Genomic DNA, 24940 nt, shown 5'->3' with positions numbered 1-24940 from the left:
GACCTGAACAGACCGGACACCCCATGGTCGTTATTGTCGATACCATCTCGAACCCGCTGCGCCCGCGCCACCCCGAAAAGGTGAACCGGCCCGATTCCGCTTCGCCGCCGAAGCCGGACTGGATCCGCGTGCGTGCCCCCAATACCCGCGGCTATGCCGACACCCGCAACATCGTGCGGGCGAACGGCCTGCACACGGTGTGTGAGGAGGCGGGCTGCCCGAACATCGGTGAGTGCTGGGACAAGAAGCACGCCACCTTCATGATCATGGGTGACACCTGCACGCGTGCCTGCGCGTTCTGCAATGTCAAGACCGGCATGCCCAACGCGCTGGATGCGGCCGAGCCGCAGAACGTCGCCGAGGCCGTCGCCAAGCTGGGCCTTGCCCACGTCGTCATCACTTCGGTCGATCGCGACGATCTCGCCGACGGTGGCGCGGAGCATTTCGCAGAGACCATCCGCGCGATCCGCGCCGCTTGCCCCTCGACCACGATCGAGATCCTGACGCCGGACTTCCTGCGCAAGGAGGGCGCGCTCGACCTCGTCGTTGCCGCCAAGCCCGACGTCTTCAACCACAATCTCGAGACCGTGCCGTCGCGCTATCTCACGGTGCGGCCCGGCGCGCGCTACTTCCATTCGATCCGGCTGTTGCAGCGGGTCAAGGAGCTCGACCCCAGCATCTTCACCAAGTCCGGCATCATGGTCGGCCTCGGTGAGGAGCGCCACGAGGTGCAGCAGGTGATGGACGATCTGCGCTCGGCCGAGGTCGATTTCCTGACCATCGGCCAGTATCTCCAGCCGACCCGCAAGCACCACGCCGTGATGCGTTATGTGCCGCCGGACGAGTTCGCCTCTTACGAAAAGGTCGCCTACACCAAAGGCTTCCTGATGGTGTCGGCGAGCCCGCTCACCCGCTCGTCGCATCATGCCGGCGAGGATTTTGCGAGACTGAAGGCCGCGCGAGCCGCGACTGGCCGCTGAACCGCCATGCCCAAATTTTCGAGCAAGCGCCGTGTCAATCACAGCGCCTCCGAGATGTTCGATCTGGTCGCCGATGTCGAGCGCTATCCGGAGTTCGTGCCGCTGTGCAGCGCGCTGAAGGTGCGCCAGCGGATGGCCAAGCCCGACGGCACCGAGGTGCTGGTCGCCGACATGACGGTGTCGTTCAAGCTGGTCAAGGAGTCCTTCACCAGCCGGGTGACGCTGGATCGCGCAAATCTGAAAATCCTGGTCGAGTATCTGCAAGGTCCCTTCAGCAATCTCGAAAACCGCTGGACGTTCGAGCCCAAAGGCCAAGAGCAGGGCAATGGCGTCTGCGACGTCGGTTTCTTCCTGTCCTACGAGTTCAGGAGCCGCATGCTGGCGTTGCTGATGGGCTCGATGTTCGATGCCGCCTTCGCGCGGTTCTCGACCGCGTTCGAAAAGCGTGCCGATGCGATCTACGGGCGGCGGAAGCTGGCGTCGACGTAGCTGTTGTAACTCTCGTGTCCCGGACGCGCTGCGACGCCGTAGCGCGTAAAAGAAGCGTGCAAATGCGCTTATGCATTTCGACAAAGTTTGCCTGTCTTTTGAAAAGCAAACACAGGTTTGCAGTCTCGCGGCTCATCTCGCCCGAGCTTTGCTTGATCTCATCACCCTCTTTGTCAGAGGGTGCAGGGAAGACCGGATGCCGGCTGGGCACCCGCGGTCCACTGTGCGAAGGTTGCGCTACAAGAGGCTTGCACAGCGGCATACAGGTGAAGCCAAACAATCGGCCTTCCCTGCGCAGTGGTTTGACGGCTTATGCCGAGTTCTCCCCGGGGAGCGATGCACTATTGCCCCCGTCGCCTTGCAGATCGCTGACGTGCGCACCCGGTCGGGCCGCCACATCACCGCAAGACTTGACGCACAGACCCCGGGCGTCAGGACGACACGGTTTTGCCGTACGCCAACAGCACCGGTCGTGTGCGCGAAGGCTCCTCGCTCACGGTTGCCCGCCCTGCGATGCCTCTCGCGCCGGTGCTGCCAGCGTCCACCACGGCAAAGGCGAATCTTTTCGCGGCCGTGCATTGCTCCACGGCTAGCGTGTTTTGCCCGTCGGGCGACGCAAGGGCTTATACGCGGTGGTCGGCATCGCTGTGGCCGTGCTGGGCGCGACATCACTTGCCATCGGCCTCGCGCTTCAAGGGACGCTCTCCAATCTCTCCGCAGGGGTGATGCTGTTGTTGTTCCGTCAGATTCTGATGCGGTCAAGCAGCGGGTGCTCGACTACGGGAGTGCGCTGCTGGCCGCGGCGTGACGCGACCTAGCCCCGCGGCGAGCGCGGCGTCCTGCGCTTCACAGCATGCCGGCGCGGCGAGCGGGTCACGCGCGGGCGCAGGCGGGTTGCGGTGGCGCGCGGCTTGCTCTGGGCTTGCGGGCCGCGCGCAAGGTCCATCAGCATGCGCAGCGCCTCGACGACGGAGCGCTGGCGCACGGCGGAGCGGCCGATCGCGCCGAAGCGTTGCTCGCGGTGGATGATCCGGCCGTCGCGCGCGGCTGCTGCGAAGTGCACGAGACCGACCGGCTTGCCGGGCGTTGCGCCGCCGGGACCGGCAATGCCGGTGATGGCGACGGCGAGATCGACGCCGGCACGCTCCAGCGCACCGACTGCCATCGCGGTCGCGGTTTCCTTGCTGACGGCGCCGAAATTGGCAAGCGTGCCGGCCTCGACCCCGAGCATCGCGCGCTTGGCGTCGTTGGAATAGGTGACGAAGCCGCGATCGATGACATCAGACGAGCCGGGGATGTCGGTCAGCGCGCCGGCGACGAGGCCGCCGGTGCAGGACTCAGCGGTCGCGATCGTCAGCTTGCGCATCCGGCACAGATCGAGCAGCGAGCGGGAGAGGGCGCGTGCGTCGCTGCCGCCCATGATCCTACGCGCTCCAGGGCAGGCGGATGGTGGCGCTCGCGGTGGCCGCGATGCCTTCCTCACGGCCGGTGAATCCGAGCCGCTCGCTGGTGGTCGCCTTCACCGCGATGCGCGAGATGTCGACGCCGGAAATCTCGGCAATGCGCGCGCGCATGGTGTCGCGCAAGGGGCCGATCTTCGGCCGCTCGCAGATCATGGTGACCTCGAGATTGGCGATGCGGCCGCCGCGCGCCGTGACGCGCTCGATGGCATATTTCAGGAATTGATCGGAGGAGGCGCCCTTCCACTTCGCATCGCTCGGCGGAAAGTGCGAGCCGATGTCGCCGTCGGCGAGCGCGCCGAGGATGGCGTCGACCAGCGCATGCAGGCCGACATCGCCATCGGAATGGGCGAGAAAACCTTTGGTATGCGGCACGCGGACGCCGCAGAGCATGAGGTGGTCGCCTTCGCCGAAGGCGTGCACGTCGTAGCCGGTGCCGGTCCTGATATCGCCGAGCTGGGCGACCAGGCGCGCTTCCTCGCGCACGAAATCCTCGGGAGTGGTGAGCTTCATGTTGGCAACATCGCCTTCAAAGGTTGCAACGGTCAATCCCGCCCATTCGGCAATCGCGGCATCGTCGGTGAAATCGCTGCGACCGTCCTTCGCCGCGCGACGATGCGCCTCGAGGATGATTTCGAAACGAAAGGATTGCGGCGTCTGCGCGATCCGCAGCCGGGCGCGGTCCGGCGTGCCCTCGATTTGGCCGTCCTCGCCTGTGAGCTTGATGGTGTCGGTGACGGGAATGGCCGGGATCGCGGCGCCGGTGCGGCTCGCCGCCTCGATCGCGCGCGAGATCAATCCTTCCGAGACGAAGGGCCGCGCGGCGTCATGGATCAGCACGATATCGGGCTGGTACTTGGCGAGCGCTTCGAGACCGGCAAGCACGGACGCCTGCCGCGTCGCGCCGCCATGGGTCGGCGGTTCGTGCTTGAGCCCCGCGACCGCGGCCGTGAACATGGCGCTGTCGTCGGGGTTCACCACCGGCTGCACCGCAAACACATCGTCGTGGCGACTGAAGGCTTCCATGGCGCGATAGATCACGGGCACGCCGCCGATCTCGCGATATTGCTTCGGCCCACCGGCACCCGCACGCAGTCCGCGCCCGGCTGCGACGAGGACGACCGCGGTGCGCTGTGATTTCGCCATAGGACTCGAATACTCGGTTGATGATGAAGAGTCGGGGGTGCGGTGATGCCGCATGCCTCTAGCACGGCAGGCCCGCAAAAAAAGGGGTTTCCCCGGATTGTTGGAAACAGCATTTTGCTGCACTGCACTTGAAAGATCTGCAGAATTGTCTAAAGTGTAGGCATGACGCTTGACTGCACAAGAATTGTGCGCAAGATAGATCCTGGCAGGCGCGATGAGGCGCTGCCCAGTCGACGAGACGCCTGTGACCGGTTCGGCAATATTCGGCTCTAAGCCGTTGAAGATAGGCGATATTGATGTCGCCACCCCGGTCTTCCTGGCGCCGATGTCGGGGGTAACGGACTCGCCCGTCCGCCGGCTCACAGCCGAGCTTGGGGCCGGTCTCGTCGTCTCCGAAATGACCGCCAGCGACGAACTCGCCAACGGCCATCGGATGTCCCGGTTGCGTTGCGAAGCCACCGGAATCGGCCCGCACGTGGTCCAACTCGCCGGTTGCGAGAGGCATTGGATGGCGGAGGGCGCCCGGATCGCCGAAGCCGAAGGCGCCGATATCATCGACATCAACATGGGCTGTCCGGCCCGCCACGTCACCGGGGGCCAGTCCGGCTCGGCCTTGATGCGCGACCTCGACCACGCCGTCAGCCTGATCGATGCGACAATGGCGGCGGTGAAGGTGCCGGTAACGCTGAAGATGCGGCTCGGCTGGGACGATCGCACGCGCAACGCGCCGGAGCTGGCGCAGCGCGCGGAAGCCGCCGGAATCAAGCTCGTGACGGTGCATGGCCGCACCCGCAGCCAGTTCTACAAGGGCGAGGCCGATTGGGATGCAATCCGCGCCGTGCGCGAAGCCATCGCCATTCCGCTCGTCGTCAACGGCGACATCACCTCCTACGAAAAGGCGCTCGCCGCCCTCGAGGCCTCCGGCGCCGATGCCGTGATGATCGGCCGCGGCGCGCAGGGCCAGCCCTGGCTGCCGGGCCAGATCGGCCGCCGCCTGAAGGGTGGGGCTGAGGAGGCGGCGCCCTCGCTCGAAACCCAGCTGCATTATGTCCGCACGCTCTATGAGGGTGTCTGCGCGCTCTATGGTTTCCGCATCGGCCTCAGGCATGCCCGCAAGCACCTCGGCTGGGCGCTCGACGTCGCGGCAGAGGCGAGCCGTGCGCCGGCCGAAAAGCTGAAATCCTGGCGCCAGAAGATCCTCACCTCCGAGGATCCGCGCCTCGTCCGCCAGTCGCTGCAGGATGCCTTCGACGACTTCGCATGGAGCGCTGCTGCATGAGCTCAGCCGCTGAACATCGCCGGCCGGACGACAGCGATGCGATCCTGGATGCCTTGCCTAATCCGGTGCTCATGATCGGACCGGACGGCAAGATCGTCGCCGCCAATATCGCGACCGAAGCATTCTTCGAGATCTCGACGCAGTTCCTGAAGCGGCAGTCTCTGAAAGAGCTGGTGCCGTTCGGCAGCCCGTTGCTGGCGCTGATCGACCAGGTGCGCTCGTCGAACGCGCCGGTGAACGAATACAAGGTCGATCTCGGTACGCCGCGCATGGGAGGCGACCGCCAGGTCGATCTGCATGTCGCGCCGCTCACGGAGAGGCCGGGCCATATCGTGGTGATGCTGCAGGAGCGCAGCATCGCCGACAAGATGGACCGCCAGCTCACCCATCGCAGCGCGGCACGCTCGGTGATCGCGCTGGCTGCGATGCTGGCGCATGAGATCAAGAACCCACTCTCCGGCATCCGCGGCGCGGCGCAGCTGCTGGAGCAGCAGGCCTCGTCCGAGGACCGCATGCTGACGCGCCTGATCTGCGACGAGGCCGACCGCATCGTGACGCTGGTCGACCGCATGGAGGTGTTCGGCGACGAGCGCCCCGTGGTGCGCGGCCCCGTCAACATCCATTCCGTGCTCGACCACGTGAAGCGGCTGGCGCAGTCCGGCTTTGCCCGCAACATCCGCTTCATCGAGGATTACGATCCTTCGCTGCCGCCGGTGCTGGCGAACCAGGACCAGCTGATCCAGGTATTCCTTAATCTCGTGAAGAACGCCGCGGAAGCCCTGATCGACGTGCCCGACGGCGAGATCCAGCTCACCACCGCGTTCCGCCCCGGCGTGCGCCTGTCAGTCCCCGGTCAAAAATCCCGGGTGTCCTTGCCACTCGAATTCTGCGTGAAGGACAACGGACCAGGCGTGCCGGACGACCTTCTGCCCAACCTGTTCGACCCCTTCGTGACCACCAAGCAGACCGGCTCGGGGCTGGGCCTTGCGCTGGTGGCCAAGATCGTCGGCGATCACGGGGGCATCATCGAATGCGAATCTCAGCCGCGCAAGACCACCTTCCGCGTGCTGATGCCGATGTTTTCCACATTGGTGAAACATGCCGATCAAAGCAGTCGCGCCGACTCTGCCGGGAAGTCGTCGCCTGTGTCACAGGGGGCGAAATGAGGATCAACGATGCCCGCAGGTAGCATTCTCGTAGCTGATGACGATACCGCCATCCGCACCGTACTCAACCAGGCACTGTCCCGGGCCGGTTATGAGGTCAGACTCACCGGCAATGCCGCAACGCTGTGGCGCTGGGTCAGCCAGGGGGAAGGCGATCTCGTCATCACCGACGTGGTGATGCCGGACGAAAACGCCTTCGACCTGTTGCCGCGGATCAAGAAGATGCGGCCGAATCTGCCGGTCATCGTCATGAGCGCGCAGAACACGTTCATGACGGCGATCCGCGCCTCCGAGCGCGGGGCCTACGAATATCTGCCCAAACCCTTCGACCTCAAGGAGCTGATCGCCATCGTCGGCCGTGCGCTGGCCGAGCCGAAGGAGCGCGTCTCGACCCCGGACGAGGACGCCGAGATGGAGGCGATCCCGCTGGTCGGTCGTTCGCCGGCGATGCAGGAAATCTACCGCGTGCTCGCGCGACTGATGCAGACCGACCTCACCGTGATGATCACGGGCGAATCCGGCACCGGCAAGGAGCTGGTGGCCCGCGCGCTGCACGATTACGGCAAGCGGCGCAACGGCCCGTTCGTCGCGGTCAACATGGCCGCGATCCCGCGCGACCTCATCGAATCCGAGCTGTTTGGCCATGAGCGCGGCGCCTTCACCGGCGCCAACACCCGCGCCTCCGGCCGGTTCGAGCAGGCCGAGGGCGGCACGCTATTTCTCGACGAAATCGGCGACATGCCGATGGAGGCACAGACGCGATTGCTGCGCGTGCTGCAGCAGGGCGAATACACCACCGTCGGCGGCCGCACGCCGATCAAGACCGACGTGCGTATCGTCGCGGCCTCCAACAAGGATCTGCGGGTGCTGATCCAGCAGGGCCTATTCCGGGAAGACCTGTTCTTCCGCCTCAACGTCGTGCCGCTGCGGCTGCCGCCTTTGCGCGAGCGTATCGAGGACCTGCCGGATCTCATCCGTCATTTCTTCGCGCTCGCCGAGAAGGACGGGCTTCCGCCGAAAAAGCTCGACACGCTGGCGCTGGAGCGGATGAAGCAGCACCGCTGGCCCGGCAACGTGCGCGAGCTCGAGAATTTGGCGCGTCGCCTTGCGGCACTCTACCCGCAGGACGTGATCACAGGCTCCGTCATCGACGGCGAACTGGCGCCGCCCACGGTCAGCCCGGGTGCCGCAGTCCAGCACGGCGTCGAGAATCTTGGCGGCGCAGTGGAGGCATATCTGTCTTCGCACTTCCAGGGATTCCCGAACGGCGTGCCGCCGCCGGGCCTCTACCATCGCATCCTCAAGGAGATCGAGGTGCCGCTGCTCACGGCCGCGCTCGCCGCCACCCGCGGCAACCAGATCCGCGCCGCCGACCTGCTTGGTCTCAACCGCAACACGCTGCGCAAGAAGATCCGGGATCTCGATATCCAGGTCTACAGGAGCGGGGGTTAAAGCATGATCCGGAAAAGTGCGCAGCGGTTTTCCGAATAGATCATGCTTAAACAACAACCTAAAGCGCGATGGCGATTCATCCTGATCGCATCGCGCTTTAGACCGCTCGCGGCAGACCCTAAACGCGTCCGCTAAACGCGTTTGGGCGGCGGTGGCTCAGCTCCCCTACCAAAGCGGAGCTGAGCCTGTCCGGATCGCGCTGGCCGTTGTGGCTGACGCGGTGAGCAGAAGTCCGAGACGGGCTTGAATGTTCCGCTGAATGGGGACGATCTCGGCATTTGGCCGCATGGCGCACTGCCGCACCTATCTGACCAGGCGAGCTGATGTCGGCAGCATGGCCAGTTCAGCCGGCTCCTGCAGGCCCGCGCCATTGACGAGCAGGTCGGAGGCCACAATCAGCAGCAGTACAGCCGAAGCCATTATCGCGAGAAATATCCTGTCCATGCCAGATCAAGCCCATGTAGCCGTATTCCGTTCCCGCTGATCCGGCATTGCCCTGTGGATGCGCCGGGCCGCCGAGGCGAGGGCGCCGCGGAATTGTCGCAATTCGGCAACAATGTGGTACGAATACATCAGTATCCGCCCCCGTCGCGGACCGTTTTTTAGCACCCACCATTGCCCGGAATGACCAGCGCAGACACCTCGGCCGCACACTTTGACACGGCCACAGCAGAAGAGCCCCGGCGCTGGTCGGCGCGGCGCTGGCTGGCGCCCATTGCCGTGGCCCTGGCGCTGGGCTCGGCGTTTCTGACCTTCCTGGTCCTGACCGGCCTCACCACGATCGAGCCGACGCCCGAGGTCGTCCGCTCGTTCTATCTGATCAATGCGGCCACGATCCTGCTGCTGGTCGGCATCATCATCCGTGAGCTCTGGCAGCTGATCCTGGCGCGGCGGCGGGGCAGGGCGGCGGCGCGCCTCCATGTCCAGATCGTCAGCCTGTTCTCGATCGTGGCGGTGCTGCCGGCGGTGCTCGTCGCCGTCGTCGCCAACGTCACCATCGAGCGCGGTCTCGACCGGTTGTTCTCCGGCCCGACCAAGGAGGTGATCCAGAACTCGCTGACCATTGCGCGGGCCTACATGCAGGACCATGCGCAGCTGATCCGCGGCGACATTCTCGGCATGGCCAACGACATCGCGCACGCCCGGCCGCTGTACGACCAGGATCGCCGCTCGTTCCGCGAGTTGCTCACCGGCAGCGCCGGCTCGCGCAATCTGCCGGGCGCGATGATCATCGACAAGAACACCAACATCCTGGAATCCGCCGACACCGGCATGCGACTGGCTTATTCGCCGCCGGCGCCCGACTTCCTCAGCAACGTCAAGGAGAACGAACCCGAGATCGCGGTGCTGCCGGACGCGAGCTACGTTGCCGCGGTGATCCGCCTCCGCGCCTTCAGCGACACCTTCCTCTACGTCGCCCGCCCCCTTGATCCGAACGTTGTTAACCAGCTCAAGCAGACCGAGGTCAGTGTCGCCGAATACGCCCAGATCGAGTCGCGCCGCCTCGGCATCCAGGTCGCCTTCGCGCTGATGTTCGCGGTGATCGCGCTGACCATCCTGATGGCCTCGGTGCTGATCGGTCTCAACTTCGCCAATTCGCTAGTCTCGCCGATCCGGCGGCTGATGAATGCGGCCCACACGGTCTCGACCGGCGATCTCCATGTCCAGGTGCCGGTGCACCAGTCGGAAGGCGATCTCGCCCAGCTAGGCGAGACCTTCAACAAGATGACGCAGGAATTGCGCAGCCAGCGCGACGAGCTCGTCAACGCCAGCGATCTGATCGACAGCCGCCGCCGCTTCATCGAGGCCGTGCTGTCCTCGGCGAGCGCCGGCATCATCGGCGTCGATGCCTCCGGCAGTGTCGGCATCCTCAACCGCTCCGCCGAGAAGCTGATCGGGCACTCCGAAGCGGAGACACTCGGCCACCCGCTGTCCGACGTGCTGCCCGAGCTCGACGAGATGATGAAGGCGGCGCGGGAAGGGGCCCAGCGTCTGGTGCAGGGCCAGATCACGATCACGCGCGACGGGCAGGAACGCAATCTGTCAGTCCGCGTCAGCGCTGAGAAGAACCAGCCGCACGACAGCTACATCATCACGCTGGACGACATCACCGAGCTGGTCTCGGCACAGCGCACCTCGGCCTGGGGCGACGTGGCGCGCCGCATCGCCCACGAGATCAAGAACCCCCTGACGCCGATCCAGCTCTCCGCCGAGCGCATCCGCCGCAAGTTCGGCAAGGACATCACCGAGGCCAAGGACAAGCAGATCTTCGAGCAGTGCACCGATACCATCGTGCGCCAGGTCGACGATATCCGCCGCATGGTCGACGAGTTCTCGCGCTTCGCGCGGATGCCGAAGCCGGTGATGGAAGGCGAGGACGTCGCCGACACCGTGCGGCAGGCGGTGTTCCTGATGAAGGTCGCCCATCCCGAGATCGATATCGAGGCCGAGTTCAAGCAGGATCCGCTGCGGGCCCAGTTCGACCGGCGGCTGATCTCCCAGGCGGTCACGAACATCGTCAAGAACGCCACCGAGGCGATCGAGCAGGTTCCGCCGGAGGAGCTCGGAAAAGGCCGCATCGACGTCGTGGTGTCGCGCGAGGACGAGGACGTGCTGATCGACGTGGTCGACAACGGCATCGGCCTGCCCAAGGTCGCGCGCTCGCGTCTGCTCGAGCCGTATGTTACCACGCGCGCCAAAGGCACCGGGCTCGGTCTTGCCATCGTCGGCCGCGTCCTGGAAGACCATGGCGGGCGCATCGAGCTGAAGGATGCTTCCGACTTCCGCGAGGGCCAGCGCGGCGCCTGGATGCGGATGCGCTTTGCGGTCACCGGGCAACCCGCCAAAGCCGAGGGAGCCGAGCAGGCCGGCGCTGCGGTCAAGGATCAGGCGCAGGAAACAAAACAGCCGGCGGCCGAAACCAAAGACCCGGCTGAAAAGACCAATGAATCAACGAAATTCGAAGCCTCAACAGGTAGCTGAGAAGGCAGGCGCGACCCATGGCAAGTGAAATTCTGATTGTCGATGATGAGGCCGATATTCGGGATCTCGTTGCGGGCATTCTCGAGGACGAGGGCTTCGTGACCCGGACCGCACGCGATAGCGATACGGCACTCGCCGAGATCGCCAACCGCAGGCCGCATCTGGTGTTCCTCGACATCTGGCTGCAGGGCTCCAAGCTCGACGGCTTGCAACTGCTGGAGCAGGTCAAGAAGGACAATGCCGACCTGCCGGTGGTGATGATCTCCGGCCACGGCAACATCGAGACTGCGGTCGCGGCGATCAAGCGCGGGGCCTATGACTTCATCGAGAAGCCGTTCAAGGCCGATCGACTGATCCTGGTCGCGACCAGAGCGCTGGAGAACTCGCGGCTGAAGCGCGAGGTCAAGGAGCTCAAGCAGCTCGCGCCGAGCGCCAGCCAACTCGTCGGCCGTTCGCCCAGCATGAACCAGCTGCGCCAGACCATCGAGCGCGCGGCCAAGGCCAACAGCCGCATCCTGATCGTCGGCCCCGCCGGCGCCGGCAAGGAATTGGCCGCCCGCACGCTGCACACGGCCTCGGGCCGTGCCGACGGTCCCTTCGTCGTCATCAACGCCGCGGCGATCACGCCCGAGCGAATGGAGCACGAGCTGTTCGGCATCGAGCAGTCCAACGGCGAACAGGCGCGCAAGCCCGGCGCGCTCGAGGAAGCCCATGGCGGCACGCTGTTCATCGACGAGATCGCGGACATGCCGCGCGAGACCCAGAACAAGATCTTGCGCGTGCTGGTGGAGCAGTCGTTCCAGCGCGTCGGCGGCACCGCCAGGGTGCAGGTCGATGTGCGCATCATCTCGTCGACCGCGCGCAATCTCGAAGAGGAGATCGCGGCCGGCCATTTCCGCGAGGATCTCTATCATCGGCTCTCGGTGGTGCCGATCCGCGTGCCGGCGCTGTCGGAACGGCGCGAGGACATTCCGGAGCTGATCGACTATTTCATGGAGCAGATTTCGGCCGGCAGCGGTCTGCCCAAGCGGCAGATTGGGCAGGACGCGATGGCGGTGCTGCAATCGCACGTCTGGCCGGGCAATGTGCGCCAGCTCCGCAACAACGTTGAGAGAGTCATGATTCTGGCTGGGGGCGGCCCCGAGGTCATCATTACGGCCGACATGCTGCCGCAGGACGTCGGCTCCATGGTGCCGGCGATGCCGACCAGCAACAATGGCGAGCACATCATGGGCCTGCCGCTGCGCGAAGCGCGCGAGGTGTTCGAGCGCGACTATTTGATTGCACAGATCAGCCGTTTTTCAGGAAATATTTCTCGAACGGCCGAGTTCGTTGGCATGGAACGTTCCGCGCTGCACCGGAAGCTGAAGGCGCTCGGCGTCGGCTAGAGCGTTTTCGAACGAAGTGGATACCGGTTCGCGTAAGAAAACGCGTCCAAACAAGAATCTAACGCCGCCGGGCTGCGGTTACCCCTCGGGGATAGGCCAGGAAAGTCATCGGTTTCCGTAGTTTTTCGGGGCAATACGGCCTGACCTGCCCCGCGAAGCGGCTTGCCTAATAGGTCCACCTGTCCTCTAATCGCACGGCTGTTCCTTCCGAGGGGGATCTCATGAGGAACGGCAACCGGGAGAGGCCCCGTGTCACAAAGAGGGCCGCAACCGGCGCAATAAAAAGAAACTCAAAGCGAGAAAAAAACAATGGCGGCAGACCGCGCACAAAACCTTCAGGACACCTTCCTTAATCACGTTCGCAAAACAAAGACGCCACTGACGATCTTTCTGGTCAACGGAGTGAAGCTCCAGGGCATCGTGACCTGGTTCGACAATTTCTGTTTGCTGCTTCGGCGGGACGGTCATTCGCAGCTTGTCTACAAGCACGCGATCTCGACCATCATGCCGGGCGCACCGATTCAGTTGTTCGAAGGCGGCGAGGATCAGCCGGCTTGAGAGTGATCTGATTGGAACCTCGGAATTTCGACGGGGATGCCGACCGTCCGCGGTCGGCAGGGGCTAAGCAGACGGGGCGGGTGCTTGTCATCGGTCCCTATTTGCGGGTGCGCGCGGGTGGTGCCGACGCGCAATCGGAAACTCACGTCTTGCGTGACGCAGAGGCCCGGCTTGATGAAGCCGCGGGCCTCGCGCGCGCGATCGACCTTGTCGTTGCCGACGCGATCATAGCGCCGATCAGCCAGATCCGTCCTGCGACCTATATCGGCAAAGGCAAGGTCGAAGAGATTACCGCGCTGGCGAAGAGCCTCGACGTCGAGCTCGTGGTCATGGACTGCGCGCTGGCGCCGGTCCAGCAGCGCAACCTGGAGAAGGAGTTGCAGGCCAAGGTGCTCGACCGTACCGGGCTGATCCTCGAAATCTTCGGCCGCCGCGCCAAGACCAAGGAGGGCTCGCTCCAGGTCGAACTCGCGCATCTCAACTATCAGCGTTCGCGCCTGGTGCGCTCATGGACCCATCTGGAGCGCCAGCGCGGCGGTTTCGGATTCATGGGCGGTCCGGGCGAAACGCAGATCGAAGCCGACCGCCGCCTGATCCAGGAGCGCATCTCCAAGCTCGAGGGCGAGCTGAAGAAGGTGCAGGCGACGCGGCGTCTGCATCGTGCGGGTCGCCAGCGCGTCCCGTATCGCGTGGTCGCGCTGGTCGGTTACACCAATGCGGGCAAGTCGACGCTGTTCAACCGTCTGACGCGCGCCGACGTGCAGGCCGCCGACATGCTGTTCGCCACGCTCGATCCAACCCTGCGCGCGCTCGACCTGCCGCATGGTGGCAAGGCGATGCTGTCGGACACCGTCGGCTTCATCTCCAACCTGCCGACCCAGCTCGTCGCCGCCTTCCGTGCCACGCTGGAAGAGGTGCTGGAGGCCGACGTCATCCTGCATGTGCGAGACATCTCGCACGAGGATGCCGAAGCGCAGCAGAGCGACGTCGATGCCGTGCTGCGCCAGCTCGGCATCAACCCCGACGATTCCGGCCGCATCATAGAGGTCTGGAACAAGATCGACCGCTACGATGCCGAGCAGCGCGAAGAGCTCTTGAACATTGCCGCGCGCAGGCCGGAGGATCATCCGGCAATGCTGGTCTCGGCCGTATCGGGTGAGGGCGTCGATGCACTTCTGGCCGCGATCGAGGAGCGACTCGCCGCAAAACGCATCACGCTGGATCTCTCCATCGACGCCGCCGACGGCGCCGGCATCAGCTGGTTGCATCGCAATGCCGAGGTGCTGGCCAAAGAGCTGCACGACGGTCGCTTCGACATGACCGTGCGGGTGGACGAGACCAAGCGGGATATCGTGGTGTCCAGGTTTGATGCTGTGCCGCGTCTGTCGGCGTAGGCCGCGGACATCTAACAATGCGGAGTATCGGATGTCCGCCAGCGTGATCCGCAACATCTTGCAGGACTTCCGGTGTGAGATCGAGCACGGTCCAGGGGCAACAGCTGAACAGATTTCTGACTGCGAGCGCGAACTGGGCGTCCGCTTTATTGGAAGCTTTGCCGATTATCTGCAAACCTACGGTTGGCTAAGCGTTGGCGCGAACGAGGTTTATGGCCTGGGCTCAAACATCGAGCTGTGGCGCCGGCTCAAAGAAATGACGCTGAGCGAGCGCACCGAAATGTATCCGCCGCTGCCGCCCCACCTCGTGACTTTTTACAATGACGGCTTCGGCAACCAGCACTGTCTCGACAGCAGTGCCGTTGTTGAAGGAGAGCAACGCATTGTTCTCTGGAACCACGAAGCAGGTCCAGATCAGGCTCCTGAACCCATCGCCAACTCGTTCGCCGATTGGCTCCACCAACTGATTGCAGTTGAGCCGAAAAGCGGCTGATATTTACTTCGTGCCGCTGCATCACGTAGCCGTCTTCGCGGCATTCCAAAGCGCATCCATTTCCGCCAGCGACGCCTGCTCGAGCGTGCGGCCCTGCGCTTGCAGCGCGCGCTCGATATAGGCAAAGCGCCGTTCGAATTTTGCATTCGTTGCACGCAGTGCAGCTTCCGGATCGGCGTCGACGTGGCGGGCGAGGTTGACGAGAGCGAACATGAGGTCGCCAGTCTCCTCTGCGAGCTCCTGCTTGTCGTTGCGGTCGAGCGCGGCCTCGATCTCGTCGGCTTCCTCGCGGATCTTTGCCAGCACCGCGCGCGGGTCGTTCCAGTCGAAGCCGACGGTGGAGGCCTTGCGCTGCAGCTCCATGGCGCGCGTCAGTGCGGGCTGGCCAGCCTTCACGCCTGACAGCAGCGATTTGTGCCTCGGCACATCCTCCCGCGGCCGACGTGCGGCGCGCTCGGCTTTCTCCTCGGCCTTGATGCGGTCCCAGACTTCCTTGACGTGGGAGGAGGCGAGATTGCCGTCCTTGTCGGCAAAGACATGGGGATGGCGCCGGATCATCTTGCGGGTGATCGCCTCGACGACGTCACCAAACGAAAAGGCGTTCTGCTCCGAGGCCATCTGGGCGTGGAACACCACCTGGAGCAGGAGATCGCCGAGTTCCTCGCAGAGATCGTCGAGATCGCCGCGGGTGATCGCATCGACCACCTCGTAGGCTTCCTCGATCGTATAGGGCGCGATCGTTGCAAAGTTCTGCTCGAGGTCCCAGGGGCAGCCGGTCACCGGCGTGCGCAATGCCGCCATGATCTCGATCAGGCGGGAAATGTCGCGGGAGGGGGGCATTGCGGGCACCGGGATGTTCGAGGCCTTGGCTTTATGCCAAAAGCACCGCGTCGATCCCAGTGTTACGCGGGACAACCGTGTTGATTTCCACCGATTGCCCTGGGCTCTATTCGGCGACCGTTCTCGGGCTCGTGACCGATGGGTCTTGTACGGTCCAGGGGCCTATCGGCTTGAGCGCCTTGAGCGTGCCGGACCACCATTCCCGGTGCGTGAGCTTTTCGTCGGAAACCTTCAGGCGAGGCAGCAGGCGCCGCATCCAGGCCTTGTAGACCATGTCGCTGAGAAACGCCGCAATGATCGAGCTGATCGTGGTGAACCATTCAACGCCGATAGCCAAGGCAATCGCGACGGTAAGATAGACTCTGTTGTAGAGTTTGATCTGCTGCTGCAGCCGCTGATAGTCATGCTCAGAGGCAATGACGTAACCAGCAGCCGCAGCCCACGGGAAGAACAGCTTCCTCCCATCTTGCGTGGTTGAAATACCCGCGCCCCATGCCGGATCCTGCCGAGATTCCTGGCTGCAACCAAGCGGCAGGCTATCCTGGCGAGCGTTTCGGCGCAAACGGCCGACCGGCCTAATCGCAGGTCTTTCTCGAACTCGTGTCCGCTGGGTCTTGTACGGTCCACGGACCGATCGGCTTGAGCGCATCTAGGCTTTTTCGCAAGGACAGTCGTTCAAGTTGTTCATCGGTAACATCTAGTCGGCGCAGCACGAACCACATCCAGACGCAGTACCATCCAATCAAGACGATCATTACCGCGGCCGCCACTACCGCACCCGCAACGGTGTAGGTCTGACACAACACGAGCCCGCACACGCACACGTTGGCAATCACCGTGTAGGCCTTCATCTGCGTTCGGAGGAGTTGATAATCGTCCTCCGAGGCAATGACGTAGCCGCGGCCAAACACGCCCCATGGAAAGAACAATCGGCGCCCGTCTTCCGTGGTCTTGAAACTGCGGCTGGCCAGATCTTCAAAATAGCCCACGAGAAATGACCCTGGAATGTCCTGTGGCGACATCCGGATACTACCAAAGCGAGCGGTGGACGGCAAAGGATGACGCCCACGCGAACGAGGGGGACCGGACCGCTGGATTGATAGCGACGCCGAAGTGGACTAGGTCAAGCCCATGAACGACAACCTTCGATCTGAAACCGCCCTCGTGCTGTTCTCCGGCGGGCAGGATTCCGCCACTTGCCTGGCCTGGGCACTCAGCCGGTTTGCGCGCGTGGAGATGCTGGGTTTCGACTACGGCCAGCGCCACGCCATCGAGCTCGACTGCCGCGCGCGGCTGTTGTCCGGACTGAAAGCGCTGAATGCGGATTGGGCCGCGCGGCTCGGCGAGAGCCATACGCTGTCGATCCCCACATTGGCCGACGTCTCCGAGACAGCGCTGACCCGCGAGGTCGAAATCGCCATGGACGCCGACGGCCTGCCGAACACCTTCGTACCCGGCCGCAATCTGGTGTTCCTGACCTTCGCCGCGGCGCTGGCCTACCGGCGCGGCATCACCCATATCGTCGGCGGCATGTGCGAGACCGACTATTCCGGCTATCCCGACTGCCGCGACGACACCATCCGCGCCATGCAGGCTGCGCTCTCGCTCGGCATGGCGAGATCCTTCGAACTGCATACACCACTGATGTGGATCGACAAGGCCGCGACCTGGCAGCTCGCGCATGACCTCGGCGGCGAGGGGCTGGTCGATCTCATCCGCGAGCAGTCGCACACCTGCTATCTCGGCGAACGCGGCGCGCAGCATGACTGGGGCTATGGCTGTGGCGAGTGCCCGGCGTGCAGCCTGCGCGCGAAGGGGTGGCGGGAGTTCGTGGCGGGGAGGTAGGGCCTCGCCGTACTCGTGCCCCGGACGCAGCGCAGCGCTTTTTCAGCGGTGCGCTGCAGAGCCGGGGCCCATGCTTCCGTAACGTATCGTGTTCGCCATCTGCGTCCCGGCTCTGCGCCGCAACGCTTGCGCGTTGCAGCGTGTCCGGGACACGAGAATGAAATGCAAGGCATCACCTTGCTGCGCTATGACGAGCTTGTGGCGCAAGTCACCGAAAATCCTCCGGCCGCAGCTCAATCGGCTTACCGTGCGGCGTCCTGTCTGCCGCATGGTCCCAGGCGTCGCGATAGCGGTGCAACGTCTCCGCCGACGCAACGCCTTTGCGCGCAACCAGGCCTTCGAGCGTGGCGAGCCAGTGCAAGTAATAAGTTTCGCCCGTGTCGGGATCGCCAGCCGCCTGCGCGCGCTTGATCTCGGCGGCGAGGCTCGCTGCCCATTCGGGCCAGGTGAACACGCCGCGCTCGTGCAGCGTCAACGCCATCGCAAAGGCATGCGCTTCCCAGGGCGCGCGGAACACCGGGCCATCGTCGTCGCGCGGAATGCTCGGGATCGCCGCTGTCGCGGCGGCAGCTGCGCTAGCGCTCATCACGCAGGATCCAGATAGGGCTCGAAGGCGTCGATCGAGACCTTGAGCGTAGGGTCGCCATCCTCGCCCCAGAGATCGCGGCCCTCGAACACGACGGTGTAAAGCCATTGCGGGCTCTCGCCGAGTTCGATCGCCGCCGTGTCAGGAAACACGTGGCAGCCGTGGTTCAGCTCGACGACACCGACATGGCCGCGCACATAGCGCGGCAGGCGGGTGTGCGTGGTGGGGTGGATGTTCCTGGCGCGCACGCGGTTGCCAATGTTGAACTTCGCCGGAGCCGGGGCAGGGCGGGCGAACTTGCCGCGCACCAGGATGCGCTCGACTTGGCCGAGATCGAATTTGCCATGCTTGAGCGCCTTGGCGGGCTGCATCGCATGTCCGGCGGCGACCTCCTCCCTCGTGAGGTAGCCCTTCTCGATCAGCATCTCCTCAAGCCCAAGAAACCATTTCTTGTAATAGGAGCTCGATAGGTACACGTGCGGCGGCAGCGTTTCGCGATAAAAGCGCGAGGTGTCGATGTTGAAAGCGCCGGCCGCGCCCATCGCGCGCACCATCGCCAGCACGCGGGATTCCCATTCCTCGTGAAACATCGGCTCGTTCGGCTCGGGCTCGACCTTGCCGAACCCGTCCATGCCGCCCATGTCGTGCACGCCGTTCACGAGGGCCCTCCCGGTGTCCTGGGAAAGCCGGTCCCGATCATGGAGTCGCGGGTGACGAGCTCGGCGAGTTGCTCTTCGCTCCAGCCTTCGGTGCCTTCGGGGCGCATCGGCAGCACCAGGAAGCGGGTCTCTGCCGTCGAGTCCCAGACCCGGATCTCCATGTCCTTCGGCAAGGTGACGTCGAAATCGGCGAGGACGCCGCGCGGGTCCTTCACGGCCCGCGAGCGATAGGGTGCGGCCTTGTACCAGACCGGCGGCAGCCCGAGCATCTCCCAGGGGTAGCAGGAGCACAGCGTGCACACGACCATGTTGTGCCGCTCTGGCGTGTTCTCGACCACGACGAGATGGTCGCCGACGCGGCTGACATGACCGAGCGTGCCAATCGCCTTGGAGCCATCCTCCAGCAGGGCCTTCTTGAAGGCCGGATCGGTCCAGGCCTTGGCGACGACGCGCGCGCCGTTGTGCGGGCCGATCTTGGTCTCATAGGCCTGAATGATCGCGTCGAGCGCAGCCGGCTCGACATAGCCTTTTTCCGTCAGGATAGTCTCAAGGGCGCGCACGCGCAGCTCGGTCTCCGACAGCTCGGAATGATCGTGATCGTGGTCGTGATGATGCTCGCTCATGGCGCGAGGATAGTCCCAGAATCCGGGCCTTGTCGAGGCGAAGACTCTGCTAACATCCGGCATGGGCTGGCCTGCACGAACCGGAATAACCGCCGCAATCGCGGCTCTTGTGACATTCGCGGCGCATGCTGCGCGCGCTGCGAATGGCGCCTATGCGGTCGATGCCGCCGACATCTCCGAGACCGGCTCCTGCAAGGTCGAGAGCTGGATGTCGACTGCGTTCAACACCGATTTTTCGGCGGTCGCCAATCCATCCTGCGTTGTCGACCCCTTCAGACCGATAGAGCTGAGCCTTCAGACGATCCGCGCCCGCAGCGATGGCGACTGGAGCACGACGATAGCTCCCAAAGCCAAAACGAACTTCATCCCGACCGGGGTGGGGCAATGGGGACTGTCGGCCTATGGCGGTGGCTCATTCGATGTGGCGACCGGGGAGTCGCTATCCGCCTTTGCGGTCATCCCCGCGACCTTTCGCCTATCGGAGACAATGCGCATCAACGTGAATGGCGGCTGGCTCTGGGATCGCAGCGTCGAGCGCCACTACCTAACCTATGGCATCGGCTTTGACTGGAAGTTCACCGACACCTTGCAGTGGACGATCGAGGCGTATGGCCAGGCCGGCTCGTCCGAGATCGCGAGCGTCGTACAACCGCGGTTGCAGACGGGTGTCCGCTACCGGCCGAACGAGATATTCTCCGTCGATGTGATCTACGGCCGCAACATCAGCGGCGAGAACGCCAACTGGATCACGATCGGGACCACGATCAGGTTCCCGGTCAAGGGCAGCGAGCCGGAGCACCGGCGCACCGGGCATTTGTGAGTCGCCCAAGACTAGGACCAAGACCAAGAACAGGGAGGTTTGCATTGACGGACTACGTGAAGATCGAAAAGGGCCTCGGGCCCGAGGGCCGGATCGCGGTGGTGCGTTTCGACCGCGGCGACGGCATCAATGCGCTGTCGCCGGAGGCGCTGCGCCAGCTCACCGCAACGGCGCGCAGCTTCGAGGATGATGCTGCGACCTCCGTCGTGGTGCTGACAGGCAGCGCGAGCGCATTCAGCGCCGGCTTCGATCTGAAGGATGCCGAGGGACGCGCACGCAAGGACATGGATCTCGGCACGCTGCGGCGGCACCTCAAGCTCGGGCCACGCCTCACCCACGCCTGGCAGGAGATGGAGCAGATCACCATCGCTGCGATCGAGGGCTTCTGCGTCGGCGGTGGCGTGGCGCTGGCCGTTGCGCTCGACTTCCGTGTCATGGGCAGCGATGCCCATCTGCGCGTGCCCGAGATCGGGCTCGGCATGAACATGAGTTGGCAGAGCATCCCGCGCATGCTGCATCTGATCGGTCCCGCCCGCACCAAGCAGGCCGTGATCCTGGCGGATCAGCGCATCTCTGCGGAGGAAGCCTATGAATGGGGTCTGGTGGAGCACGTCGTCGATCCCGGCCATGCGTTCGATGCCGCCATGGATCTCGCCCGAAAGGTCGCTGTGCAGCCGCCGCTCTCCGTGGCCATGACGAAACTGACCGTCAACCGGCTGGCGCATGCGCTGGACGATCTCGCCAGTCACATGGACATCGACCAGTTCGCGCTCGCAGGCTTCAGCGAGGATCACAAGGAGGGCGTCGAGGCGTTCCTGGCCCGCCGCAAGCCGCGCTTCAAGGGACGGTAGATTGATGTCCGACCATTGATCGCGTCGTGGACAGTCCGTATACGCGGCATGGGACAAGAGCGGGCTCGGCCCACGGGCCGCAGCGGCGACGACGATCGAGGGGGAGAGCCCATGACGGTTAGCACGCAGGCGCCGGAGGCAAAGGGATTTCGGTGGAGGTTGGTCGCGCCGCTCGCGGTGTGGCTGGTGATCTATCTGTGGCCGGTGCCCTCGGGGCTCAACGTCAACCAGTGGCACTATTTCGCCGTGTTCGCGGCCGTCATCACCGGGCTCATTCTGGAATCGATGCCGGTCGGCGCGGTCGGCCTGATCGGGCTCACCGTCGCCGGCATCAGCGGCTATATCGATCCCGATCCGACCAAGTCGCTGCGCTGGATGCTGGCAGGTTTTGCCGAGAGCACGGTCTGGTTGATCGTCGGCGCCTTCGTGTTCTCGATCGGCTATCGCAAGAGCCAGCTCGGCCGGCGCATTGCCCTGGTGCTGGTGCAGCGGCTCGGCAGCAACACGCTCGGCCTTGGCTATGCGGTCGCGATGTCCGACTTCCTGCTCGCGCCCGCGACGCCGTCCAATACCGCGCGCAGTGGTGGCATCGTCTATCCCATCATCAGCAACATCCCGCGCATCTATGGCTCCGAGCCGGGGCCGACCGCCGGCAGGATCGGCACCTATGTGATGTGGACGGCGTTTGCCGCGACCGCCGTCACCAGTTCGCTGTTCTTCACGGCGCTTGCGCCCAACGCGGCGGCACTGGCGATCGCCAAGAAGACCGTCGGGGTCGAGGTCAGCTGGGGCCAGTGGTTTCTCGGCTTCGCGCCGCTCGGCATTCTGCTGATGGTGCTCGTTCCGCTGCTCAGCTACGCCGTCTGCCGCCCCGAGGTGAAACGCAGCCCGGAGATCGCCGAATGGGCGACGAAGGAACTCGCCGAGATGGGCCCGATGTCGCGCAACGAGTGGATCATGCTCGGCCTGATCGTGCTCGCGATGTTCCTGTGGATCGCGGGCTCGAGTCCGGACATCCATGTGCCCGTGCTCGGCTCGAACTTCGTCAACGCGACCACGGTCGTGTTCATCGTGATCTCCTTGATGCTGGTGACCGGCGTGATCGAGTTTGCCGACATCGTCAGCGAGAAGGGCGCCTGGGAGGTGTTCTTCTATTTCACGTCGCTGCTGACGCTGGCCTATCTGGCCTCAACGAGATCGGCTTCATCAAATGGTTTGCAACCGAATACGCAAAACCGCTCGCCGGGCTGTCGCCGTCGACCGCGATGCTGCTGCTGGTCGCGCTGTTCTTCTGGATCCACTATTTCTTCTCGAGCATCACCTCGCACGCGGCCGCCGTGCTGCCGGTCGTGCTCGCGGTCGGATCGGGCATCCCCGATTTGCCGGTCACGACACTCGCCATGCTCTGCATGTACTCGCTCGGGCTGATGGGCGTGATCTCGCCTTACGCGACCGGCCCCGCACCGATGTATTTCGGCAGCGGCTATATCGGAAAGGCGCAGTTCTGGGGTTTTGGCCTGATCTTCGGGCTGCTCTATTTCGCCGGGCTCCTGCTGATCGTGTTGCCCTGGTTGCGGATGGGATGAGCGGGGCGCGGGGCATACCCTGCGAAGGAATATTCTTCTCAGGGGAGGGATCAGGGAATCTTCGTCCCTCTCCCCGCAAATATCTGACATTGCAAGAAAGACTGGAAAAGGCGATGGTGCGTGCTGCGATGCAGCGCGTGCCCCTTGAGGCGTTTGTCGCTGTTCCACCTCCAGTCGCTGATGCGACCCGGCTCTCGTTTGCCTTTTCGGGAGGACGGGAGAACTATCGTGTATGAAGGCCGCCTCCATGAACGCTCACCAATCGCTCGCCGTCGGACAGCCCATCGCGCCGCCTGAAGCGATGTCACTGCTCGCGACTGAACCGGACGCCATGGTCCGTTTCGCCGGGATCTCGAAGACCTATCCGGCCTACCGCGGCAAGCCCGGCGTCAACGCGCTGCAAGACATCGACTTCGCGATACCCCGTGGTTCCATCACCGGAGTGATCGGCCGCTCCGGCGCCGGCAAGTCGAGCCTGGTGCGGCTGATCAACGGCCTGGAGAAGCCGACCACCGGACAAGTCGTGGTCGACGGCCGCAACATCTCGGCTCTGGCAGGCCGCGACTTGCGGTTGGCGCAGCGCTCGATCGGCATGATCTTCCAGCATTTCAACCTGCTGTCGTCGCGCACGGCGGCCGACAACATCGCGCTGCCGCTGGAGATCGCCGGCTGGGCCAAGGCCGATATCAACTCCCGAGTCTCCGAGCTGCTCGCGCTCGTCGGCATCGCGGACAAGCACGACCGCTATCCGTCCGAACTCTCCGGCGGCCAGAAGCAGCGGGTCGGCATCGCCCGCGCGCTGGCGACACGGCCGAGCGTGTTGCTGTCGGATGAGGCGACTTCCGCACTCGATCCGCAGACCACGCGCGCGATCCTCGATCTGCTGGCGAACATCAATCGCGAGCTTGGGGTGACCATCGTGCTGATCACCCACGAAATGTCCGTGGTGCGCCAGCTTGCCAAGGAAGTGGTCGTGCTCGATGCCGGCCATGTGGTCGAAAGCGGCGATGTCGCCGACATCTTCACCCAGCCTAAGCATCCGATCACGCAGTCCTTCCTGACCGAAGTGATCGGCGACAGCCTGCCGGTGTCGCTGGCGAGCCGGATCGTGGCGGCGCCGCCGGCCGGCGGGCAGGCCGTGATCCGCCTTCAAGTGCGCGGGGCAGGGGCCGGTGACACCCTGGTGGCGCGGCTCGCCCGCGAGCTCGGTCTCGACGTGGCGCTGCTGTCGGCCCGCATCGACGAGATCGGTGGCCAGCATGTGGGCTCGCTCGTTCTCGGCATTCCCCTCGGTATTTCCAGCGGCGAGGACGCGGTGACGCGGACGCTGGCCTTTCTGTCTCAACATCAATTCCCTGCGGAGCATCTCGGCTATGTCGCCTGAACTCATCAACCTGATCATCCAGGCGACTTTCGAGAGCCTGTACATGGTCGGTATCGCGGCGCTGCTCGGCACCGCCTTCGGCCTGCCGCTCGGCGTCTTCCTCGCAACCAGCCGGAAGGGCGAGCTGTTCGCGGCTCCCATCGTCAATCGCGTGCTCGGCATCGTCGTCAATGCGACGCGGTCGACGCCGTTCATCATCCTGGTCGTCGCCATCATCCCGTTCACGCGCCTCGTTGCGGGCACCTCGATCGGATCGAGTGCGGCGATCGTGCCGCTGACGATTGCGTCGACGCCGTTCATCGCGCGTCTGGTCGAAGCCGCCATCCGCGAGGTCGATGGCGGCCTGATCGAGACCGCGTCCTCGTTCGGCGCCTCGCCGCTTCAGATCGTGTTCAAGGTGCTGATCCCGGAGGCGCTGCCGGGTCTTTTGCTGGCGCTGACGCTCGCAGTGGTCAGTCTGCTCGGCTACTCCGCGATGGTCGGCGCGGTCGGCGGCGGCGGTCTCGGCGACCTCGGCATCCGCTACGGCTATCAGCGCTTCATGCCGGAGATGATGCTGGCCGTCGTCGTCGTTCTGATTGCGCTGGTGCAGCTCGTCCAGAGCGCCGGCGACTATCTGGCGCGCAGGGTCAACCGCCGGCTGCGGCATCACTGACGCGATTTCAAGATGTTGCCGACAGGCAGATTTTGTTCGCCTGGAAACATTCCAAATTCCGAATCGTGACTGAGCGCATTCGCCGCACGCGTTGCGCACATGTCTGGAGAAATTCTAACGCTGTTCCTATCGCACTCCCAACATGCCTGCGTTAGGGCGAGGCATCACAACCATACCGGCGAAGCCGGCAGTGCGTGGGGCCTCGACAGACGTGACCGACTTCCAATTTGTTTCGCGCTCCGACGCGCGTCGTCGACAAACACAGGTGCTTTTCCTCGGAGCGGCCAGCACATTCGCTCTCATC

At 64.3% G+C, this 24940-nt stretch carries 24 protein-coding genes and 1 pseudogene; 16 read left to right on the top strand and 9 right to left on the bottom strand.

All coding sequences use genetic code 11. The features are described 5' to 3' along the window. Window positions 1-23: 23 nt before the first annotated feature. Both lipA and IVB28_RS15915 read left to right on the top strand, forming a co-directional pair. Window positions 24-980, top strand: coding sequence for a lipoyl synthase (lipA, locus tag IVB28_RS15920; protein ID WP_247527408.1), 957 nt, complete (start codon window positions 24-26; stop codon window positions 978-980). Between the two features lie 6 nt (window positions 981-986). Then, entirely contained in the window at window positions 987-1469 is a 483-nt protein-coding gene (locus IVB28_RS15915; protein ID WP_247527407.1) for a type II toxin-antitoxin system RatA family toxin, read from the top strand. Window positions 1470-2283: 814 nt separating this feature from the next. Here IVB28_RS15915 and IVB28_RS15905 read toward each other — a convergent pair. After that, complete coding sequence (locus IVB28_RS15905) at window positions 2284-2889, bottom strand: CinA family protein (RefSeq protein ID WP_247527406.1); 606 nt, start codon at window positions 2887-2889, stop codon at window positions 2284-2286. Between the two features lie 4 nt (window positions 2890-2893). Then, entirely contained in the window at window positions 2894-4075 is a 1182-nt protein-coding gene (locus IVB28_RS15900; RefSeq protein ID WP_247527405.1) for a bifunctional 2-C-methyl-D-erythritol 4-phosphate cytidylyltransferase/2-C-methyl-D-erythritol 2,4-cyclodiphosphate synthase, read from the bottom strand. Window positions 4076-4352: 277 nt separating this feature from the next. Here IVB28_RS15900 and dusB point away from each other — a divergent pair, with 277 nt between their 5' ends. Genes dusB through ntrC form a run of 3 tightly spaced genes read left to right on the top strand, consistent with a single transcriptional unit; the run spans window position 4353 to window position 7972 of the window. Then, on the top strand, window positions 4353-5354 hold the full coding sequence (gene dusB, locus IVB28_RS15895) for a tRNA dihydrouridine synthase DusB (RefSeq protein ID WP_247528560.1): 1002 nt from the start codon (window positions 4353-4355) through the stop codon (window positions 5352-5354). After that, entirely contained in the window at window positions 5351-6520 is a 1170-nt protein-coding gene (locus IVB28_RS15890; RefSeq protein ID WP_247527404.1) for a nitrogen regulation protein NR(II), read from the top strand. Before dusB ends, IVB28_RS15890 begins: the two co-directional genes overlap by 4 nt. Window positions 6521-6529: 9 nt before the next feature. Beyond that, on the top strand, window positions 6530-7972 hold the full coding sequence (gene ntrC, locus IVB28_RS15885) for a nitrogen regulation protein NR(I) (protein WP_247527403.1): 1443 nt from the start codon (window positions 6530-6532) through the stop codon (window positions 7970-7972). A gap of 303 nt (window positions 7973-8275) precedes the next feature. Here the strand turns inward: ntrC and IVB28_RS15880 are convergent, their stop codons facing one another. After that, entirely contained in the window at window positions 8276-8416 is a 141-nt protein-coding gene (locus IVB28_RS15880; protein WP_247527402.1) for a hypothetical protein, read from the bottom strand. A 180-nt stretch (window positions 8417-8596) separates the two neighbouring features. On the opposite strand from IVB28_RS15880, the gene IVB28_RS15875 reads away from it, so the two are divergent. The 5 genes from IVB28_RS15875 (at window position 8597) to IVB28_RS15855 (ending at window position 14787) form a co-directional block, all read left to right on the top strand. Beyond that, window positions 8597-10954, top strand: coding sequence for a PAS domain-containing sensor histidine kinase (locus IVB28_RS15875; RefSeq protein WP_247527400.1), 2358 nt, complete (start codon window positions 8597-8599; stop codon window positions 10952-10954). A gap of 17 nt (window positions 10955-10971) precedes the next feature. After that, window positions 10972-12342, top strand: coding sequence for a sigma-54 dependent transcriptional regulator (locus tag IVB28_RS15870; RefSeq protein WP_247527399.1), 1371 nt, complete (start codon window positions 10972-10974; stop codon window positions 12340-12342). Between the two features lie 309 nt (window positions 12343-12651). Beyond that, entirely contained in the window at window positions 12652-12900 is a 249-nt protein-coding gene (gene hfq / locus IVB28_RS15865; RefSeq protein WP_007591126.1) for an RNA chaperone Hfq, read from the top strand. Window positions 12901-12911: 11 nt separating this feature from the next. After that, entirely contained in the window at window positions 12912-14294 is a 1383-nt protein-coding gene (hflX, locus tag IVB28_RS15860; RefSeq protein ID WP_247527398.1) for a GTPase HflX, read from the top strand. A 31-nt stretch (window positions 14295-14325) separates the two neighbouring features. After that, window positions 14326-14787, top strand: coding sequence for an SMI1/KNR4 family protein (locus IVB28_RS15855; RefSeq protein ID WP_247527396.1), 462 nt, complete (start codon window positions 14326-14328; stop codon window positions 14785-14787). Window positions 14788-14808: 21 nt separating this feature from the next. Here the strand turns inward: IVB28_RS15855 and mazG are convergent, their stop codons facing one another. The 3 genes from mazG to IVB28_RS15840 form a co-directional block, all read right to left on the bottom strand. After that, window positions 14809-15627, bottom strand: a complete 819-nt coding sequence (mazG, locus tag IVB28_RS15850) for a nucleoside triphosphate pyrophosphohydrolase (RefSeq protein ID WP_247527395.1) — start codon at window positions 15625-15627, stop codon at window positions 14809-14811. 106 nt (window positions 15628-15733) lie between these two features. Further along, a complete protein-coding gene (locus IVB28_RS15845; protein WP_247527394.1) occupies window positions 15734-16189 on the bottom strand; it encodes a hypothetical protein in 456 nt (151 codons plus the stop codon). A gap of 13 nt (window positions 16190-16202) precedes the next feature. After that, complete coding sequence (locus IVB28_RS15840) at window positions 16203-16649, bottom strand: hypothetical protein (protein ID WP_247527393.1); 447 nt, start codon at window positions 16647-16649, stop codon at window positions 16203-16205. Between the two features lie 109 nt (window positions 16650-16758). On the opposite strand from IVB28_RS15840, the gene queC reads away from it, so the two are divergent. Then, window positions 16759-17472, top strand: a complete 714-nt coding sequence (gene queC, locus IVB28_RS15835; protein ID WP_247527392.1) for a 7-cyano-7-deazaguanine synthase QueC — start codon at window positions 16759-16761, stop codon at window positions 17470-17472. Between the two features lie 208 nt (window positions 17473-17680). Here queC and IVB28_RS15830 read toward each other — a convergent pair whose 3' ends face one another. The 3 genes from IVB28_RS15830 to nthA are packed head-to-tail and all read right to left on the bottom strand — an operon-like array spanning window position 17681 to window position 19340. Next, window positions 17681-18058, bottom strand: coding sequence for a nitrile hydratase accessory protein (locus IVB28_RS15830; RefSeq protein WP_247527391.1), 378 nt, complete (start codon window positions 18056-18058; stop codon window positions 17681-17683). Beyond that, entirely contained in the window at window positions 18058-18717 is a 660-nt protein-coding gene (nthB, locus tag IVB28_RS15825; RefSeq protein WP_247527389.1) for a nitrile hydratase subunit beta, read from the bottom strand. Before nthB ends, IVB28_RS15830 begins: the two co-directional genes overlap by 1 nt. Then, window positions 18714-19340, bottom strand: coding sequence for a nitrile hydratase subunit alpha (gene nthA / locus IVB28_RS15820; protein WP_247527387.1), 627 nt, complete (start codon window positions 19338-19340; stop codon window positions 18714-18716). Before nthA ends, nthB begins: the two co-directional genes overlap by 4 nt. A 61-nt stretch (window positions 19341-19401) precedes the next feature. Between nthA and IVB28_RS15815 the strand changes: the two genes are divergently transcribed. From IVB28_RS15815 to IVB28_RS15795, 5 genes and pseudogenes are all read left to right on the top strand, one after another. Next, window positions 19402-20160 (top strand): hypothetical protein, encoded by a 759-nt coding sequence (locus tag IVB28_RS15815; protein ID WP_249797737.1) that lies wholly within the window; start codon window positions 19402-19404, stop codon window positions 20158-20160. Between the two features lie 44 nt (window positions 20161-20204). After that, window positions 20205-21011 carry an enoyl-CoA hydratase/isomerase family protein gene (locus IVB28_RS15810; RefSeq protein WP_247527383.1) on the top strand — a complete coding sequence of 269 codons (807 nt, stop codon included), beginning with the start codon at window positions 20205-20207 and terminating at the stop codon, window positions 21009-21011. Between the two features lie 111 nt (window positions 21012-21122). Then, window positions 21123-22597 (top strand): annotated as a pseudogene (locus IVB28_RS15805) (DASS family sodium-coupled anion symporter). Between the two features lie 232 nt (window positions 22598-22829). Beyond that, window positions 22830-23981, top strand: a complete 1152-nt coding sequence (locus tag IVB28_RS15800; protein ID WP_247527381.1) for a methionine ABC transporter ATP-binding protein — start codon at window positions 22830-22832, stop codon at window positions 23979-23981. Continuing rightward, on the top strand, window positions 23971-24636 hold the full coding sequence (locus tag IVB28_RS15795) for a methionine ABC transporter permease (RefSeq protein WP_247527379.1): 666 nt from the start codon (window positions 23971-23973) through the stop codon (window positions 24634-24636). Before IVB28_RS15800 ends, IVB28_RS15795 begins: the two co-directional genes overlap by 11 nt. Window positions 24637-24940 lie beyond the last annotated feature (304 nt).

Origin of the sequence: Bradyrhizobium sp. 199 (assembly GCF_023073355.1) — a bacterium.
In the GTDB taxonomy this organism is placed as follows: Bacteria; Pseudomonadota; Alphaproteobacteria; order Rhizobiales; family Xanthobacteraceae; genus Bradyrhizobium.
This window is presented reverse-complemented; position numbering and strand designations above follow the sequence as displayed.